Annotated in this window: 15 protein-coding genes; 13 read left to right on the plus strand and 2 right to left on the minus strand. The window is 72.3% G+C overall.

Annotated features, from left to right (window positions below):
• Positions 1-576: a YceI family protein gene (locus ABZ340_RS09755; RefSeq protein ID WP_358781217.1), complete on the minus strand. Its 576-nt coding sequence runs from the start codon at positions 574-576 to the stop codon at positions 1-3.
• 101 nt (positions 577-677) lie between these two features.
• On the opposite strand from ABZ340_RS09755, the gene ABZ340_RS09760 reads away from it, so the two are divergent.
• Entirely contained in the window at positions 678-1,541 is an 864-nt protein-coding gene (locus tag ABZ340_RS09760; RefSeq protein ID WP_358781218.1) for a helix-turn-helix domain-containing protein, read from the plus strand.
• A gap of 134 nt (positions 1,542-1,675) precedes the next feature.
• On the opposite strand, the gene ABZ340_RS09765 is transcribed toward ABZ340_RS09760, so the two are convergent.
• On the minus strand, positions 1,676-2,584 hold the full coding sequence (locus ABZ340_RS09765; protein ID WP_358781219.1) for a carbohydrate kinase: 909 nt from the start codon (positions 2,582-2,584) through the stop codon (positions 1,676-1,678).
• A 220-nt stretch (positions 2,585-2,804) separates the two neighbouring features.
• On the opposite strand from ABZ340_RS09765, the gene ABZ340_RS09770 reads away from it, so the two are divergent.
• The 12 genes from ABZ340_RS09770 to ABZ340_RS09825 all read left to right on the plus strand — a co-directional run bounded on the left by ABZ340_RS09770 (position 2,805) and on the right by ABZ340_RS09825 (position 17,438).
• A complete protein-coding gene (locus ABZ340_RS09770) occupies positions 2,805-3,224 on the plus strand; it encodes a Rieske 2Fe-2S domain-containing protein (RefSeq protein ID WP_358781220.1) in 420 nt (139 codons plus the stop codon).
• 136 nt (positions 3,225-3,360) lie between these two features.
• The gene (gene uvrC / locus ABZ340_RS09775) at positions 3,361-5,460 is read left to right on the plus strand and encodes an excinuclease ABC subunit UvrC (protein ID WP_358781221.1); all 2,100 of its coding nucleotides are present in this window, start codon (positions 3,361-3,363) and stop codon (positions 5,458-5,460) included.
• Positions 5,457-6,485 (plus strand): RNase adapter RapZ, encoded by a 1,029-nt coding sequence (gene rapZ / locus ABZ340_RS09780; RefSeq protein WP_358781222.1) that lies wholly within the window; start codon positions 5,457-5,459, stop codon positions 6,483-6,485. The genes uvrC and rapZ overlap by 4 nt, the downstream gene beginning before the upstream one ends.
• Positions 6,482-7,558: a uridine diphosphate-N-acetylglucosamine-binding protein YvcK gene (yvcK, locus tag ABZ340_RS09785; protein WP_358781223.1), complete on the plus strand. Its 1,077-nt coding sequence runs from the start codon at positions 6,482-6,484 to the stop codon at positions 7,556-7,558. Before rapZ ends, yvcK begins: the two co-directional genes overlap by 4 nt.
• Positions 7,549-8,538 (plus strand): DNA-binding protein WhiA, encoded by a 990-nt coding sequence (gene whiA / locus ABZ340_RS09790; RefSeq protein WP_358781224.1) that lies wholly within the window; start codon positions 7,549-7,551, stop codon positions 8,536-8,538. Before yvcK ends, whiA begins: the two co-directional genes overlap by 10 nt.
• 170 nt (positions 8,539-8,708) lie before the next feature.
• Positions 8,709-11,663, plus strand: a complete 2,955-nt coding sequence (locus ABZ340_RS09795; protein WP_358781225.1) for a M14 family zinc carboxypeptidase — start codon at positions 8,709-8,711, stop codon at positions 11,661-11,663.
• A gap of 226 nt (positions 11,664-11,889) precedes the next feature.
• Positions 11,890-12,897 carry a type I glyceraldehyde-3-phosphate dehydrogenase gene (gap, locus tag ABZ340_RS09800; RefSeq protein WP_358781226.1) on the plus strand — a complete coding sequence of 336 codons (1,008 nt, stop codon included), beginning with the start codon at positions 11,890-11,892 and terminating at the stop codon, positions 12,895-12,897.
• 179 nt (positions 12,898-13,076) lie between these two features.
• Positions 13,077-14,288 carry a phosphoglycerate kinase gene (locus ABZ340_RS09805; protein ID WP_358781227.1) on the plus strand — a complete coding sequence of 404 codons (1,212 nt, stop codon included), beginning with the start codon at positions 13,077-13,079 and terminating at the stop codon, positions 14,286-14,288.
• A gap of 6 nt (positions 14,289-14,294) precedes the next feature.
• Positions 14,295-15,083: a triose-phosphate isomerase gene (gene tpiA, locus ABZ340_RS09810; RefSeq protein WP_358781228.1), complete on the plus strand. Its 789-nt coding sequence runs from the start codon at positions 14,295-14,297 to the stop codon at positions 15,081-15,083.
• Positions 15,084-15,181: 98 nt separating this feature from the next.
• Positions 15,182-15,418, plus strand: a complete 237-nt coding sequence (secG, locus tag ABZ340_RS09815) for a preprotein translocase subunit SecG (RefSeq protein ID WP_358781229.1) — start codon at positions 15,182-15,184, stop codon at positions 15,416-15,418.
• Positions 15,419-15,634: 216 nt separating this feature from the next.
• The gene (locus tag ABZ340_RS09820) at positions 15,635-15,970 is read left to right on the plus strand and encodes an RNA polymerase-binding protein RbpA (RefSeq protein ID WP_119105043.1); all 336 of its coding nucleotides are present in this window, start codon (positions 15,635-15,637) and stop codon (positions 15,968-15,970) included.
• Between the two features lie 199 nt (positions 15,971-16,169).
• The gene (locus ABZ340_RS09825; protein ID WP_358781230.1) at positions 16,170-17,438 is read left to right on the plus strand and encodes an MFS transporter; all 1,269 of its coding nucleotides are present in this window, start codon (positions 16,170-16,172) and stop codon (positions 17,436-17,438) included.
• Positions 17,439-17,478 lie beyond the last annotated feature (40 nt).

Genomic DNA, 17,478 nt, shown 5'->3' on the forward strand with positions numbered 1-17,478 from the left:
TCAGGCGTCCTTCGGTTCCACGAACTGCATGTCCAGCTGGATCTTCACGACCTCGCCGAGCAGGCCGGGAGCGAAGTCCAGCCCGAACTCACTGCGCCGGATCTCGCCCGTCGCCTCGAACCCGGCGTGCCGGCTGCCGTCCATGGGCACGTCCACCAGCCCGCCGAACTCCACGGCGAGCGTCACCGGCCGCGTCACGTCGCCGATCGTCAGCTCGCCCTCCATGGTCCAGTCCTCGCCCTCGCCCGACACCCGGGTCGAACGGAAGACCATCGTCGGGCGCCTCTCCACGTCGAGCAGGCCGGAGGCGCGGACATGCGCGTCCCGGTCGGGGTTCCCGGTGTCGATCGACGCCAGGTCGATCGTCGCGGTCACCCGGACCTCGTCGGCCGTCCGGCCGACGTACAGCCCGGCCTCCACGCCGGTGAAACGGCCCCGCACCTTGGCGATGCCCAGATGGCGGACGGTGAAGTTCGCGGCGGAGTGCAGCGGGTCCAGCGTCCAGTGTCCCGGGGCGAGGGGCAGCGCGGTGGCGGCGGTGCCGGCGGCGGTGGAAGCGATGTCATGCGTCGTCATGCCCACCACCCTGCGCGCCCCGCACCGCACGAGGGAGACCGCGTCGAGCGTGGTAGTGACAGGGCCACCCTCCGGCACGCGCGCGTTGGTACGTTCGGCCCGTGAGCGACAACGAGTTGGGCACCTTCCTGCGCACCTGGCGCGAAGCCGTCACCCCGGCCGAGGTGGGGCTGTCGGCCGGCCCCCGCCGCCGTACCCCGGGCCTGCGCCGCGCCGAACTGGCCACGCTCGCCGGCATCAGCGTCGAGTACCTCACCCGTCTCGAACAGGGCCGCGACCGCAACCCGTCCGCCCAGGTGCTCGGCGCCCTCGCCGACGCGCTGCACCTGTCCCTGCGGGACCGGATGCTGCTGCGCCGCCTGACCAAGGAGGCCGACGGCGGCGACCCGCTGGTGTGCGCGGCGGCCCCGCCGCTCAGCCGCACGGCGCGCCCCACCGTCCGGGCCGTACTGGACCGCCTGGAACCCGCCCCCGCCGTGGTCCTGAACTGGATCGGCGACGTCATCGCCCACACCGAGGGCTACGCGCGGCTGGCCGGTCCGATCGGTCTGCTCGACGGCGAGCGGCCCAACCTGCTCCGGTACGTGTTCACCGACGTGCGGGCCCGTGACGCCTACCGGGACTGGGACCGGGTGGCCGACGACCTGGTCGCCCGGCTCCGGCACGACGTCCCCCTGCGGGACCCGTACGTCGCCGAGCTGGCCGACGAGCTGTCGGTGACGGCGGGGGCGGAGTTCACCCGCCGGTTCGCCGACCTCGCCATGACACCGCGCCGCGTCGTCGCCCAGACCGTCGAGCACCCGGAGGCCGGCCCGCTGCGGCTGCTGTACGAGACGCTGGCCCTCCCCGACGACGGCCAGCGGATCGTCGTCCACCTCCCCGCGGACGACGCCACGGCCGCCGCCCTGGACCGCCTCGACGGCCGCCGCCCCGGCGCCCTGCGCGCCGTACGCCTGACCGGCTGAACCGCCGCGCGGCCGTCACGCCCGCTCCCCGTGGGCGTGCGTGCGGGCCGCCCGGTCGGCCCGCACGGTACGGCTGTCACGCCCGCACCTCGTGGGCGTGCGTGCCGGACCGGTCGGCCCGCACCGTAGGGCCGTCACGCCCGCAGTTCGTGGGCGTACGGCGGTTCCGCGCCCGCGCGCGAGCAGGTGACGGCCGCCGCGCGTGCCGCGAACCCCAGCAGCCCCGCCCAGTCCCGCGGGCCCAGCGCGGCCAGCGCCCGCGCACTGAGGGCGTCCCGCTCCGCCAGCCCGTGCAGCAGCGCCGCGTTCACCGTGTCGCCCGCGCCGATGGTGTCGGCCACCTCGACCCGCTCGCCCGGCACCTCGTACACGCCGCCGTCACGGGTGTGGGCGGTCAGCCCGTCCCCGCCCCGGGTGACCACGACCGCCGCCGGACCGGCCGCCAGCCACTCCCGCGGGGTGCCGCCGAGCCACTCGGCGTCCTCCGCGGACAGCTTCAGCAGCGACACCGACGGCAGCCAGCTCTCGAACCGGGCCCGGTAGGCGTCCGGGTCCGGGATCAGCCCCGCCCGGATGTTCGGGTCCAGCGCCGTGAACAGCCCCCGTGCCGCCGCGTCGCGCAGGAGTTCCTCGTACGCGCTCGCCCCCGGCTCCAGCACCAGTGAGCAGGTGCCGAAGGAGACCGCCCGGGTGCCGGGCGGCAGCGCGTCGGGCGTCCGGAACAGCCGGTCCGCCGTCCCCTCGACGTAGAAGGAGTACGCGGCCGAGCCGTCCGCGCCGACCGAGGCGACGGCGAGCGTCGTCGGCTCGTCCCCGCGCTGCACCGGCGACACGTCCACGCCGGTCGCGCGCAGCCGGTCCAGCAGCGCCTCGCCGAAGGCGTCGTACGACACCCGGGAGCAGAAGGCGGTGGGGGAGCCGAGGCGTCCCAGCGCCACGGCCGTGTTGTACGGGCCGCCGCCGAGCGCCGGTGTCAGCGCGGCGAGCGCGCCCGTGCCCCGCGGTACCAGGTCGATCAGTGCCTCACCGGCGACGACGATCACGGAGGGTCCTTTCCGGAAGCGGTGTGGGGGCTTCGCCGGGGACGACCGGGGAAGCCCGCACGCGGACGGTGGACTATGGCATACCGGAGCCGCACGGTCCGGCCCCAGGCCCCGGCCTCCGTACCTCTGTGCCTCCGGCGCCTTCGCGACCCGCCCCCACCGGCCCCGGACACCGCCGGTATGGTCGGCGTGCACCACCGACCGACCAGTGGAGACCCTGATGCCCGGCCGACCCTCCGCGAGCCGCCGTACCCTCCTGCGCGGAGTCGCCCTCACCCCCGTCGCCGGGCTCGGCGCCGCCGCCTGCTCACCCGGGGACGCGGGGCCCGCGCGGCCGACCGCGCCCGTCGACCTCGGGGACGAGAAGGAGGTCGCCCCGGGGAGCGCCACGCTGTACCGGGACCACAACGTGGTCGTCAGCCGGGACGGGGACGGCTCCCTGAAGGCCTACAGCACGGTCTGCACGCACGCGGGGTGCCCGATCAACAAGCTGAAGGGCACCACTCTGGTCTGTCCCTGCCACGGCAGCGAGTTCGACGCCCGGACCGGCGAGGTGCTCCAGGCCCCGGCCACGGCGCCGCTGAAGGAGTTGCCGGTGCGGGCCGAGAACGGCAGGATCGTCGCAGGCCCGGAAGCCTGAGCAGACGCACCGCCACACGCGGGGACCTCCGGGGGGACCGCCGGGAGCCAGGGACCCGGCAGCCGTGATCCACGGCCTCGCCGGCGCCGTCCACGGCACCGCCGGAGTGTCGGTCCCCGCCAGTAGGGTGTGAGACATGGCCGACCCCTCCAGCTACCGCCCCAGGCCCGGTGAGATCCCGGACTCCCCCGGGGTGTACCGGTTCCGTGACGAGCACCGCCGGGTGATCTACGTCGGAAAGGCGAAGAGCCTGCGCCAGCGCCTGGCGAACTACTTCCAGGACCTGGCGAACCTCCACCCGCGCACCCGCACCATGGTCACCACGGCCGCGTCCGTGGAGTGGACCGTGGTGTCCACGGAGGTCGAGGCGCTCCAGCTGGAGTACTCCTGGATCAAGGAGTACGACCCCCGGTTCAACGTCAAGTACCGCGACGACAAGAGCTACCCCTACCTCGCGGTGACGATGAACGAGGAGTTCCCGCGCGTGCAGGTGATGCGCGGCCACAAGAAGAAGGGCGTGCGCTACTTCGGGCCGTACGGGCACGCGTGGGCGATCCGCGACACGGTCGACCTGCTGCTGCGCGTCTTCCCGGTGCGCACCTGCTCGGCCGGCGTCTTCAGGAACGCCGCCCGCACCGGCCGCCCCTGCCTGCTCGGCTACATCGGCAAGTGCTCCGCGCCCTGTGTGGAGCGGGTCAGCGCCGAGGAGCACCGCGAGCTCGCCGAGGAGTTCTGCGACTTCATGGCCGGCCGCACCGGGACGTACATCCGGCGCTTGGAGCAGCGGATGACCGAGGCCGCCGAGGAGATGGAGTACGAGCGGGCGGCCCGGCTGCGCGACGACATCGGGGCCCTGAAGAAGGCCATGGAGAAGAACGCGGTCGTGCTCGCCGACGCCACCGACGCCGACCTGATCGCCGTCGCGGAGGACGAGCTGGAGGCCGCCGTCCAGATCTTCCACGTGCGCGGCGGACGCGTGCGCGGCCAGCGCGGCTGGGTGACCGACAAGGTGGAGGAGATCACCACCGGCGCCCTGGTCGAGCACGCCCTCCAGCAGCTGTACGGCGAGGAGACCGGCGACGCCGTGCCCAAGGAGGTGCTGGTCCCCGCCCTGCCCGACCCGGTGGAGCCGGTACAGGAGTGGCTCGCCGGGCGCCGCGGGTCCCAGGTCTCCCTGCGCATCCCGCAGCGCGGCGACAAGAAGGCCCTCATGGAGACCGTGCAGCGCAACGCCCAGCAGGCGCTCGCCCTGCACAAGACCAAGCGCGCCTCCGACCTGACCACGCGCTCGCGCGCCCTGGAGGAGATCGCCGACGCCCTCGGCCTGGACAGCGCGCCCCTGAGGATCGAGTGCTACGACGTCTCGCACCTCCAGGGGGACGACGTGGTGGCGTCCATGGTGGTCTTCGAGGACGGGCTGGCCCGCAAGAGCGAGTACCGCCGCTTCCAGATCAAGGGTTTCCGGGGACAGGACGACGTCCGGTCCATGCACGAGGTGATCACCCGCCGCTTCCGCCGCTACCTCGCCGAGAAGGAGAGGACGGGGGAGTGGGCGGACGGGGAGGAGACCGGCGACGGCCCCGGGGAGGAGCTCAAGGACGAGCTCAAGGGTGAGTTCAAGGACGGCCTCAAGGACGAGGAGGGCCGTCCCCGGCGTTTCGCGTACCCGCCGCAGCTCGTCGTCGTCGACGGCGGCCGGCCCCAGGTGGCCGCCGCCCAGCGGGCCCTGGACGAGCTGGGCATCGACGACATCGCCGTGTGCGGTCTCGCCAAGCGCCTGGAGGAGGTCTGGCTGCCCGCCGAGGACGACCCGGTGGTCCTGCCCCGCACCAGCGAGGGCCTGTACCTGCTCCAGCGCGTCCGCGACGAGGCCCACCGCTTCGCGATCACCTACCAGCGCAGCAAGCGCGCCAAGCGCTTCCGCGCCGGTCCCCTGGACGAGGTGCCCGGCCTGGGCGAGACCCGCAAACAGGCGCTGATCAAGCACTTCGGTTCGGTGAAGAAGCTGCGGTCCGCGACGATCGACCAGATCTGCGAGGTACCCGGCATAGGCAGGAAGACGGCCGAAACCGTCGCCGCGGCCCTCGCCCGGGCGGCCCCGGCCGCGCCCGCCGTGAACACGGCGACCGGAGAGATCATGGAAGACGAGGACGGGGCACCCGGGACGACGGCGGGTGCTCCGGGGGAACCCGTGACCGCGGGTGCCCCGGACGAACGACGGGGGCAGGAGAGATGACCGAGCACGACACCCGGTCCGCGGCTCAGCGGGACCGGGCCCACCAGCAGACGGACGAGGACCCCGCCGAGCGGGCGGCCTCCGCCGGCCAGCGCCACGACCAGCACCACGACAACGGAGCACAGGTGAGTACGGGCAAGGAAACAGCCGGGGCCCCCGAGGCGGCCATCCCCGAGCTGGTGATCATCTCCGGCATGTCCGGGGCCGGCCGCTCCACGGCCGCCAAGTGTCTGGAGGACCTGGGCTGGTTCGTCGTCGACAACCTCCCGCCCGCGCTGATCCCCACCATGGTGGAGCTCGGCGCCCGCTCCCAGGGCAACGTCGCCCGGATCGCGGTCGTCGTCGACGTCCGCGGCCGCCGCTTCTTCGACAACCTGCGCGAGTCCCTCGCCGACCTCGACGCCCGCGGCGTCACCCGGCGGATCGTCTTCCTGGAGTCCTCCGACGAGGCCCTGGTCCGCCGCTTCGAGTCGGTGCGCCGCCCGCACCCCCTCCAGGGCGACGGCCGCATCGTCGACGGCATCGCCGCCGAGCGGGAGCTGCTGCGCGAGCTGCGCGGCGACGCCGACCTGGTGATCGACACCTCCAGCCTCAACGTGCACGAGCTGCGCGCCAAGATGGACGCCCAGTTCGCCGGCGAGGAGGAGCCCGAGCTGCGGGCCACCGTGATGTCCTTCGGCTACAAGTACGGCCTGCCCGTCGACGCCGACCTGGTCGTCGACTGCCGCTTCCTGCCCAACCCCCACTGGGTCCCGGAGCTGCGCCCGTACACCGGCCTCAACGAGGAGGTGTCGGGATATGTCTTCAACCAGCCCGGCGCCAAGGAGTTCCTCGACCGGTACACCGAGCTGCTCCAGCTCGTTGCCACGGGCTACCGTCGTGAGGGCAAGCGCTATGTGACCATCGCCGTCGGCTGCACCGGCGGCAAGCACCGCTCCGTCGCCATGTCCGAGAAGCTCGCCGGGCGGCTCGCCGCCGAGGGTGTGGAGACGGTGGTCGTACACCGGGACATGGGACGGGAATGACAGGACGTACTCCGCGGCTGAGCAGGCTGCGCCGGGTGGTGCCCGAGGGGCGGGGGGGACGCGGGGGCCGCCCCGCGGAGTCCCGGGGCGGCAAACCGCGCCGCCGGGGCACCCAGCCCAAGGTCGTCGCCCTCGGCGGCGGCATGGGCCTGTCCGCCTCGCTCGCCGCGCTGCGCCGGATCACCGGCGACCTCACCGCCGTCGTCACCGTGGCCGACGACGGCGGCTCCAGCGGGCGCCTCCGTGACGAGCTGGGCGTGCTGCCGCCCGGCGACCTGCGCAAGGCGCTGGCCGCGCTGTGCGGGGACGACGACTGGGGCCAGACCTGGGCCCGCGTCATCCAGCACCGCTTCCAGTCCAAGGGCGAGATGCACGGCCACGCGGTCGGCAACCTGCTGATCGTCGCCCTGTGGGAGCAGCTCGGCGACCACGTCCAGGCCCTGGACCTGGTCGGCAAGCTGCTCGGCGCACAGGGCCGCGTGCTGCCCATGTCCGCCGTGCCGCTGGAGCTCCAGGCCCTGGTCAAGGGCCACGACCCGGACCGGCCGGAGGAGGTCGGCACCGTACGGGGGCAGGCGACCGTCGCCCTGACCCCGGGCGAGGTGCAGTCCGTGCACCTCGTGCCGCACGACCCGCCCGCCGTCCCCGAGGCCGTCGACGCCGTCCTCGACGCGGACTGGGTCGTCCTCGGCCCCGGCTCCTGGTTCTCCTCCGTCATCCCGCACCTGCTGGTGCCCGAGCTGCTGGACGCGCTCGTCCAGACCAAGGCGCGCCGGGTGCTCTCCTTGAACCTCGCCCCGCAGCCCGGAGAAACCGAGGGCTTCTCCCCGCAGCGTCATTTGGAGGTTTTGGGACGACACGCCCCTAAACTCGCCCTGGACGTGGTGCTGGCCGACGAGGCCGCCGTGCCCGACCGCGACCTGCTGACCGACGCCGCCAAGCGTTTCGGCGCCGCGGTGGAGCTGGCGCCGGTGGCCCGGACCGACGGGACCCCGCGGCACGACCCGGAGCTGCTGGCCGCCGCGTACGACCGTATTTTTCGGATGCATGGAAGGATCGGCCCATGGCGATGACGGCAGCGGTGAAGGACGAGATCTCCCGGCTCCCCGTCACCCGGACCTGCTGCAGAAAGGCGGAGGTATCCGCCGTTCTGCGGTTCGCCGGCGGCCTCCATCTGGTCAGCGGGCGCATCGTGATCGAGGCGGAGCTGGACACCGCGATGGCGGCCCGCCGCCTCAAGCGGGACATCCTGGAGATCTTCGGCCACAGCTCCGAGCTGATCGTGATGGCGCCGGGCGGGCTGCGCCGCGGCTCGCGCTACGTGGTGCGGGTCGTCGCGGGCGGCGACCAGCTGGCCCGCCAGACCGGCCTGGTGGACGGCCGGGGCCGCCCCATCCGCGGGCTGCCCCCGCAGGTGGTCTCGGGGGCCACCTGTGACGCCGAGGCGGCCTGGCGCGGGGCGTTCCTGGCGCACGGCTCGCTCACCGAGCCGGGCCGCTCCTCCTCCCTGGAGGTGACCTGCCCCGGCCCCGAGGCCGCGCTCGCCCTGGTCGGCGCCGCCCGCCGGCTGTCGATCGCCGCCAAGGCCCGCGAGGTGCGCGGCGTGGACCGGGTCGTCGTCCGCGACGGCGACGCGATCGGCGCCCTGCTCACCCGGCTCGGCGCCCACGAGTCGGTGCTGGCCTGGGAGGAGCGCCGGATGCGCCGCGAGGTCCGCGCCACGGCCAACCGGCTCGCCAACTTCGACGACGCCAACCTGCGCCGCTCCGCCCGCGCGGCGGTCGCCGCCGGTGCCCGGGTCCAGCGCGCGCTGGAGATCCTCGGCGACGACGTCCCCGAGCACCTCGCCGCCGCCGGGCGCCTGCGCATGGAGCACAAGCAGGCCTCCCTGGAGGAGCTGGGCGCGCTCGCCGACCCGCCGCTGACCAAGGACGCCGTCGCCGGCCGCATCCGCCGCCTGCTGGCCATGGCGGACAAGCGCGCCGCCGACCTCGGCATCCCCGGCACGGAGGCCAACCTCACCGAGGAACTGGCCGACAACCTCGCCGGCTGACCACCGCGCCCCACCGCCGGTGCCGGCCGCCATACGGGTGGCCGGCACCGGCTTTTCGTGTCGTTCCCGCCTCCTTTTCCGTGTCGTTGACGCGCTCTTGACTCGATCATGAAGTGTCATGAGCCTGGCAACCTGTTCGCTGCCGTGGCGAACCACCGCTAGGGGGGTTCATGAGACACAGAGCGAGATCGATCCTCGCCGTCGGCGCGCTGCTGCTCGGCGGAGCGGGCCTCGCACCCGCCGCCCAGGCCCAGCCCGCGGACTCCGCGGGCCCGGACGCGGAAGAGGTGAGGGTCTTCCGCGCCGACGTCACCAAGAAGCAGGTCCCCCTGCTGCTGGCGGCCGGCCAGGACGGTCACGAACTCGGCGAGCAGGTACCCGACCGGGGTACCGGCACCGTCGAGCTCTACCTCACCGGCCGGCAGGCGGAGAAGCTGGAGAAACAGGGTGTCGACCTCACCGAGCACACCCTGAGCGACCGCGCCGAGGCGCGCGTCGAGGACGCCGCCGAGGGTGTGTTCCGGCCGTACGGCGGCAAGGGCGGCCTGAAGGAGGAGATCCTCCGCACCGCCCAGGACAACCCCGGCCTCACCAAGGTCGTGTCCATCGGCAAGACCGTCCGGGGCCAGGACATCCTCGCCCTGAAACTCACCAAGGGCGCGAAGAAGTCGAAGGACGGCTCCAAGCCCGCCGTGCTGTACCTGTCCAACCAGCACGCGCGCGAGTGGATCACGCCGGAGATGACGCGGCGGCTCCTCCACCACTACCTCGACCGCTACACGACGGACCGGCGCATCAAGAAGATCGTCGACACCACCGAGCTGTGGTTCGTCCTGTCGGCCAACCCCGACGGCTACGACTACACCTTCCGGGGCGACGACACCCGCCTGTGGCGCAAGAACCTGCGGGACGTCAACGGCGACGGCGCCATCACCACCGGCGACGGCGTCGACCTCAACCGCAACTTCGCCTACAAGTGGGGCTACGACGACGAGGGCTCGTCACCCAACCCCACCAGCCAGACCTATCGCGGCGCCGGGCCCAACTCCGAGCCCGAGACCCGGGCGCTGGACGCCTTCCAGAAGCGGATCGGCTTCCAGTACGGCATCAACTACCACTCCGCCGCCGAACTCCTCCTCTACGGCGTCGGCTGGCAGGTCGCCACCCGCACCCCCGACGACGTGCTCTACGAGGCCCTCGCCGGCACCCCGGAGAACTCCGCGATCCCCGGCTACCGCCCGCAGCTCTCCTCCGAGCTGTACACCACCAACGGCGAGGCGGACGGCCACGCGGCCAACGTCAACGGCATGGCGATGTTCACCCCCGAGATGTCGACCTGCCAGACCGTCTCCGACGCCGATCCGAACGACGAGTGGAACGCGGCCGACTGCCGCTCCATCTTCACCTTCCCGGACGACGAGCGGCTGATCCGGCAGGAGTTCGAGAAGAACGTCCCCTTCGCGCTCTCCGTCGCCGAGTCCGCCGCCCACCCCGACCGGCCCGCCTCCGCCGTCGGCCTGGAGGCCGCCGACTTCACCCCGGCGGCGTTCTCCACCTCGTACGCGCGCGGCGGCGACCAGGAGGTCTCCGTCGTCGCCCGCAAGTCGCTGCGGGACAAGGAACTCCGGTACCGCGTCAACGGCGGCCGTACCCACGACATGGCGCTCAGGCCCTGGAAGGGCGGCGAGCGTTACGGCGGCGAGGACAACCTCCACTTCGACGAGTACCGGGCGAAGGTGAAGGACGGCGAGCCGGGCGACAGGGTCGAGGTGTGGTTCACCGGCGAGACCAGGGGCGGAAAGAAGGTCTCCAGCGAGCACTTCACCTACACGGTCGCCCCGCGGCCGCGCGCCGACGTGCTCGTCGTCACCGAGGAGGGCACGGCCGCCCCGCAGACCCGGACGTACACCGACGCGCTGAAGGCCGCCGGCCACCGGGCCGCCGTCTGGGACGTCGCCGCCCAGGGCGCGCCCGACGCGCTCGGCGTCCTGAGCCACTTCGGCACCGTCGTCCACCACACCGGCGCGGGCGTGCCCGGCATCGCCACCCAGCTCCAGCTGCGGGCCTACCTCAACGAGGGCGGCAAGCTGATCGAGGCGGGCGAGCAGGCCGGCGGCGGCGTCGACCTCGGCGACGGCACCCTCTCCGACGACTTCGGCCAGTACTACCTCGGCGCCTACACCCGCACCTCCACCCCCGGAGCGACCGGATTCACCGGCTCCGGCGGGCTCGGCGGCTTCACCGGCCCGCTCACCGACGCGCCCGGCAACCCGCTGGACCGGGCGGGCACCTACGGCGTCACCTCCGAGGAACTGCCCGTCACCACCTTTCCCCAGTTCGCGAGCGCAGGTGCGGGGCAGTTCGCCGGGACGGCCAACCCCTACGGGCCGTACGCGGGCGCGTACATGGCCGCCGCCGTCCACACCGACGACGCCTACAAGCGGCTCACCCGCACCATCGACCTCACCGGCGTGAGCGCGGCCGACCGGCCGGCCCTGCGCACCCGGCTGCTGTGGGACACCGAACGCGGCTACGACCACGTCCTGGCCGAGGCCCACACCGCCGGGGCCGACGACTGGACCACGCTCCCCGAGGCGGGCGGCGCGACCGGCACCGACGTACCGGCGGAGTGCGCGGCCGGGTACTACACCGGGGCGCACCCCTGGCTGGAGCGGTACCTGACCGTGGCCGACGACGGCTGCACGGCGAAGGGCACCAGCGGGGCGTGGCACAGCCTCACCGGCTCCTCCGGCGGCTGGCGGCAGGTCGAGTTCGATCTGAGCGCATACGCCGGGCAGAAGGTGGAACTCTCCCTGAGCTATGTCACCGACCCCGGCACCGGCGGACGCGGCGTCCTGGCCGACGAGGCCTCCCTGGTCGTGGGCGGCACCGCGACCGAGACGGAGGGCTTCGAGACGTCACTGGGCGCCTGGCGGACCGCCGGACCGCCCCCGGGCAGCCCGGCCGTCCTGAAGGACTGGGCCCGCACCGGGACGCTCTTCCGGACCTACGGAGCGGTTACCACGCAGGACACCGTGCTGCTGGGCTTCGGCCTGGAGCACCTGCCCTCGGCGGCCGACCGGGCGGCCCTGCTGCGCAAGGCGTTCACGGCGCTGGAGGGGTGATCCGCCGGGTCGCCCCGCGGTGACCGCGCGTAGTCACCGCAGGTGATCCATTGTTCCTGTCCGGGCGGTCCGTACCCTACCGGCGGGTACGGGCCGCCATGCCGTGTATGGGGCATCTCGATGTCACCCCCGAGGCGCAGGAGAGGTAGGGTCGGGGGTGGTCGGGGACATCCCAATACAGCTCGCCGGCACATCGAGAGCCGGCTACCAACGAGGAGATCGGTTCGTGACGATCCGCGTAGGCATCAACGGCTTTGGCCGCATCGGTCGTAACTACTTCCGCGCGCTGCTGGAGCAGGGTGCAGACATCGAGATCGTGGCTGTCAACGACCTGGGTGACACCGCGACCACCGCTCACCTGCTGAAGTACGACACCATCCTCGGCCGCCTCAAGCAGGAGGTCTCGCACACCGAGGACACCATCACCGTCGGCGACAAGACCATCAAGGTCCTCTCCGAGCGCAACCCGGCCGACATCCCCTGGGGTGAGCTGGGCGTCGACATCGTGATCGAGTCGACCGGCATCTTCACCAAGAAGGAAGACGCCGAGAAGCACATCGCCGGCGGCGCCAAGAAGGTCATCATCTCCGCCCCGGCGAAGAACGAGGACGTCACCATCGTCATGGGTGTCAACCAGGACACCTACGACCCGGCGAACCACAACGTCATCTCCAACGCCTCCTGCACCACCAACTGCGTGGCGCCGATGGCGAAGGTGCTCGACGAGAACTTCGGCATCGTCAAGGGCCTGATGACGACGGTCCACGCGTACACCAACGACCAGCGCATCCTGGACTTCCCGCACAAGGACCTGCGCCGCGCCCGCGCCGCCGCCGAGAACATCATCCCGACCACCACGGGCGCCGCCAAGGCCACCGCCCTGGTCCTGCCGCAGCTCAAGGGCAAGCTGGACGGCATGGCCATGCGCGTCCCGGTCCCGACCGGCTCGGTCACCGACCTGGTCGTCGAGCTCTCCCGCGAGGTCACCAAGGAAGAGGTCAACGCCGCCTTCCAGAAGGCCGCCGAGGGCGAGCTGAAGGGCATCCTCGAGTACACCGAGGACGCGATCGTCTCCTCCGACATCGTCAACGCCCCGGCGTCCTGCACCTTCGACTCCTCCCTGACCATGGTCCAGGAGGGCAAGAACGTGAAGGTCATCGGCTGGTACGACAACGAGTGGGGCTACTCCAACCGCCTCGTCGACCTGACGGTCTTCGTCGGCAACCAGCTCTGACCGGCAGAGCAGGCAGCTTGAGGTGAGAACCAGGGCCCGGGCGGCGCGTCGCGCGCCGTCCGGGCCCTGACTCACGTACAGATCAGCCCCCTCCTCCGCGTGCCGGGCGACCACTGAGAGATCATGGAGCGGTCGCCGGGCGCACCGAGCGATCACCAGTCCTCCCCAGGAGCCCTTGCATGAAGACGATCGACGAACTCCTCTCCGAAGGCGTCGCGGGCAAGCGGGTCTTCGTCCGCGCCGACCTCAACGTGCCGCTGGACGGCACCACCATCACCGACGACGGCCGCATCCGCGCCGTGCTGCCCACCGTCAAGGCCCTGGCCGAGGCGGGCGCCCGCGTCGTCGTCGCCTCCCACCTGGGCCGCCCCAAGGGCGCCCCCGACCCGGCCTTCTCCCTGGCCCCGGCCGCCAAGCGCCTGGGCGAACTCCTCGGCGCCGAGGTCCGCTTCGCCGAGGACACGGTCGGCACCTCCGCCGAGTCCACGGTGGCCGCCCTCGCCGACGGCCAGGTCGCCGTCCTGGAGAACCTGCGCTTCAACGCCGGTGAGACCAGCAAGGACGACGCCGAGCGCGCCGCCTTCGCCGACAAACTGGCCGGCCTCGCCGACGTCTACGTCGGCGACGGGTTCGGCGCGGTGCACCGCAAGCACGCCTCGGTCTTCGACCTGCCCAAGCGGCTGCCGCACTACGCCGGATACCTCATCGCCACCGAGGTCGGCGTCCTGAAGAAGCTCACCGAGGACGTCCAGCGGCCCTACGTCGTCGCCCTCGGCGGCGCCAAGGTCTCCGACAAGCTCGCCGTCATCGACCAGCTGCTCGGCAAGGCCGACCGGCTGCTCATCGGCGGCGGCATGGCCTACACCTTCCTCAAGGCCAAGGGCCACGAGGTCGGCATCTCCCTCCTCCAGGAGGACCAGATCCCGGCCGTCACCGAGTACATGGAGCGGGCCGAGAAGAACGGCGTCGAGCTGGTCCTGCCCGTCGACGTGCTCGTCTCCGCGGACTTCCCGGACCTGAAGACCAAGGCCCCGGCGAACCCCACCACCGTCGCCGCGGACGCCATCCCGGCCGACCAGGAGGGTCTGGACATCGGTCCCGAGACCCGCAAGCTGTACGCCTCGAAGCTCGCCGACGCGGCCACCGTCTTCTGGAACGGCCCCATGGGCGTCTTCGAGCACCCCGACTACGCCGAGGGCACCAAGGCGGTCGCCCAGGCCCTCACCGAGTCCCAGGGCTTCACCGTGGTCGGCGGCGGCGACTCCGCCGCGGCCGTGCGCACCCTGGGCTTCGACGAGAAGGCATTCGGCCACATCTCGACCGGAGGCGGCGCCTCCCTCGAATACCTCGAGGGCAAGACGCTCCCCGGCCTCGCCGCACTGGAGGACTGACCCTCGATGACTGCTTCCGCCCAAGGACGCACGCCGCTCATGGCGGGCAACTGGAAGATGAACCTCAACCACCTGGAGGCCATCGCCCACGTCCAGAAGCTCGCCTTCGCCCTGGCCGACAAGGACTACGAGGCCGTCGAGGTCGCCGTCCTGCCGCCCTTCACCGACCTGCGCTCCGTGCAGACCCTGGTCGACGGGGACAAGCTGAGGATCAAGTACGGCGCCCAGGACATCTCCGCCCACGACGGCGGCGCCTACACCGGCGAGATCTCCGGTCCCATGCTGGCCAAGCTGAAGTGCACCTACGTCGCCATCGGCCACTCCGAGCGGCGGCAGTACCACGGCGAGACCGACGAGCTGGTGAACGCCAAGGTCAAGGCCGCCTACAAGCACGGCCTGACCCCGATCCTGTGCGTCGGCGAGGAGCTGGAGGTCCGCGAGGCGGGCCACCACGTCGCCCACACCCTCGCCCAGGTCGAGGGCGGCCTGAAGGACCTCCCGGCCGAGCAGGCCGAGACGGTCGTGATCGCCTACGAGCCCGTGTGGGCCATCGGCACCGGCAAGGTCTGCGGCGCCGAGGACGCCCAGGAGGTCTGCGCCGCCATCCGCGGCAAGATCGCCGAGCTGTACTCGCAGGAGGTGGCCGACAAGGTCCGCATCCAGTACGGCGGTTCGGTCAAGTCCGGCAACGTCGCCGAGATCATGGCGCAGGCCGACATCGACGGCGCCCTGGTCGGCGGCGCCTCGCTGGACGCCGACGAGTTCGTCAAGATCGTGCGCTTCCGCGACCAGTGAGTGGGCGCTGACGGGGATCCGTCGTACCCTTGCGGGGACATGGTGGCCTGCCACCATGTCCCCGTCGTCCGTCGGAATCCGAGGAAGTTGGTCCAGCCGTGGTTTTGGGGTTCTCGATCGCCCTGATCGTCTTCAGCTTGCTGCTGATCCTGCTGGTGCTGATGCACAAGGGGAAGGGCGGCGGCCTCTCCGACATGTTCGGTGGCGGCATGCAGTCGTCCGTCGGCGGCTCCTCGGTTGCTGAGCGCAACCTCGACCGGATCACCGTGGTGGTCGGTCTGCTCTGGTTCGCCTGCATCATGGTGCTCGGTCTGGTGATGAAGGGGAACAGCTGAACGGCACCGCGCCCGCGGCACGCACATTCCCCACGCAAGGCCCCATGTACGGGTACGCGCCTCCCGGCGCGGCCTATCATGGGGCTTGCGTCTGTGGGCGGGGGGCCTGTAACTCCCATCACTGGACGTGCGTTGAGCCTTACGTAGACTGAGGCGCTCGCGGCGAAGCGGAACGCCGACTCGCTTCGCGGCACCATCACGCAGGGAGTTACGACCGTGGCAAGTGGCAACGCGATCCGAGGAAGCCGGGTCGGGGCGGGGCCGATGGGCGAGGCCGAGCGCGGCGAGTCCGCGCCGCGTCTGCGCGTCTCCTTCTGGTGCTCCAACGGACACGAGACGCAGCCGAGCTTCGCCAGCGACGCACAGGTCCCCGAAACCTGGGACTGCCCCCGCTGCGGCTTCCCGGCCGGGCAGGACCGGGACAACCCGCCGGACCCGCCCCGCACCGAGCCCTACAAGACGCACCTGGCGTACGTGCGCGAGCGGCGCAGCGACGCGGACGGCGAGGCGATCCTCGCCGAGGCGCTCGCCAAACTGCGGGGCGAGATCTAGGAGTTGGGTCCGGCCGGGCATCTGCGACAGATGCCCGGCCGGAGCTCTTTTCACCAACTCCCTCCGCCACCTTCCTCCGCGGCTCCTTCCGCCGGCTCCCTTCGGCGGCTCTTCTCGTCCCGGCGCCGCTCGGCCGCGGGCCGATTGTCAGTGGTGTCCTCTACGGTTTGTGCATCGGCGAATCGTGAGGGGGGGAGCGGTGACGGCGGTCGAGGCGACGGGTGCCGAAGCACCCGCGTGGCGCGGGGGTTTCGGGCGGTTGTGGAGCGCCGCCGTGCTGTCCGGTTTCGGTGACGCGCTGCGGACGGCCGCGCTGCCCCTGCTCGCCGTCTCGCTGACGGACGATCCGCTGCTCATCACGGCCGTCACCGCCTGCGGGTACCTTCCGTGGCTCCTGTTCGGCCTGCTCGGCGGGGCCGTGGCCGACCGCGTGGACGGGCGGCGCGCGATGTGGACCGTGGACGTGGTACGCGGACTGCTCGTCGCCGGTTTCGCGGTGGCCGTCGCCCTGGGACACGCCTCGATCGCCCTGCTCATCGCCCTGTCCTTCGTCCTCACCACCCTCCAGACGCTCTTCGACAACGCGGCGACGGCCCTGCTGCCCTCCCTGGTGGACCGTGAGGCGCTCGGCAGTGCCAACGCGCGCCTGATGACCGGTCAGCGCGTCGCCGGCGGCCTGCTCGGCGGGCCCGCGGTGGCGCTGCTCCTGACCATGGGCGCCGCCCTCCCCTTCGCGGCCGACGCCGTCACCTTCCTGGCGGCCGCCGCGCTGGTGGCCTCGCTGCGGACCGCCCCGCCCGAACGGGAGGCGCGGCCCGCGGGCAGCACCCTGCGCCGCGAGATCGCGGAGGGGCTGCGCACCCTGGCGAACGACCGTGTCCTGCGCGGGCTGTGTGCCGCCACCGCCCTGTGCAACGTCGGCATGGGGGCCCTCGTCGCCACCCTGGTGCTCCTGGTGACCCGCTGGCTGGACGCCGGTACCGCCGGATACGCAGCGGCGACGACCGCGTACACCGTCGGCAACCTGGTCGCGGGTCTCGTCGGCAACCGGTTCACCGCGCGCACCGGACGCGGGCGCGGAGTGCTGGTCGCGGGGGCGGTGCAGACCGGCGCGCTGGTCGTCATGGGGACGGTGCCCAGCCTGGCCGCGCTGATGGCGGCCCTCGCCGTCTTCGGGTTCATGGGCATGGTGTGGAACGTCGCCACCACCACGATGATGCAGGAGCACAGCCCCGCCGGGACGCTCGGCCGGGTCTCCTCGGCGTTCCGGACACTCGCGGTCGCCGGGACGCCGGTGGGCGCGCTGCTCGGCGGAGCCGTCGCCGGTGCCTGGGGACCGAACATCCCGGCGTTGCTCGCCGCCGCCTTCTTCGTCCTGTCCGTCATCGCGCTGATACCCGTGGGCAAGCCCGGCACAGGCGCCGTTGCGCCGGACGACGGCATGACGGCAGGCCGGGCCCACCGCTGATCAATTAGGTTGGAACCGGCAGCGGGCAGGTACGCAGCAG

This window comes from Streptomyces sp. NPDC006134 (assembly GCF_040628835.1).
Classification (GTDB): Bacteria; Actinomycetota; Actinomycetes; order Streptomycetales; family Streptomycetaceae; genus Streptomyces.

Bases quoted from the DNA above. Each gene is read 5' to 3' on its own strand.
- tpiA (WP_358781228.1), top strand. From the start codon at position 14,295: ATGACTGCTTCCGCCCAAGGACGCACGCCGCTCATGGCGGGCAACTGG.
- ABZ340_RS09795 (WP_358781225.1), top strand. From the start codon at position 8,709: ATGAGACACAGAGCGAGATCGATCCTCGCCGTCGGCGCGCTGCTGCTC.
- ABZ340_RS09770 (WP_358781220.1), top strand. From the start codon at position 2,805: ATGCCCGGCCGACCCTCCGCGAGCCGCCGTACCCTCCTGCGCGGAGTC.
- ABZ340_RS09755 (WP_358781217.1), bottom strand. From the start codon at position 576: ATGACGACGCATGACATCGCTTCCACCGCCGCCGGCACCGCCGCCACC.
- ABZ340_RS09805 (WP_358781227.1), top strand. From the start codon at position 13,077: ATGAAGACGATCGACGAACTCCTCTCCGAAGGCGTCGCGGGCAAGCGG.
- rapZ (WP_358781222.1), top strand. From the start codon at position 5,457: ATGACCGAGCACGACACCCGGTCCGCGGCTCAGCGGGACCGGGCCCAC.
- uvrC (WP_358781221.1), top strand. From the start codon at position 3,361: ATGGCCGACCCCTCCAGCTACCGCCCCAGGCCCGGTGAGATCCCGGAC.
- yvcK (WP_358781223.1), top strand. From the start codon at position 6,482: ATGACAGGACGTACTCCGCGGCTGAGCAGGCTGCGCCGGGTGGTGCCC.
- whiA (WP_358781224.1), top strand. From the start codon at position 7,549: ATGGCGATGACGGCAGCGGTGAAGGACGAGATCTCCCGGCTCCCCGTC.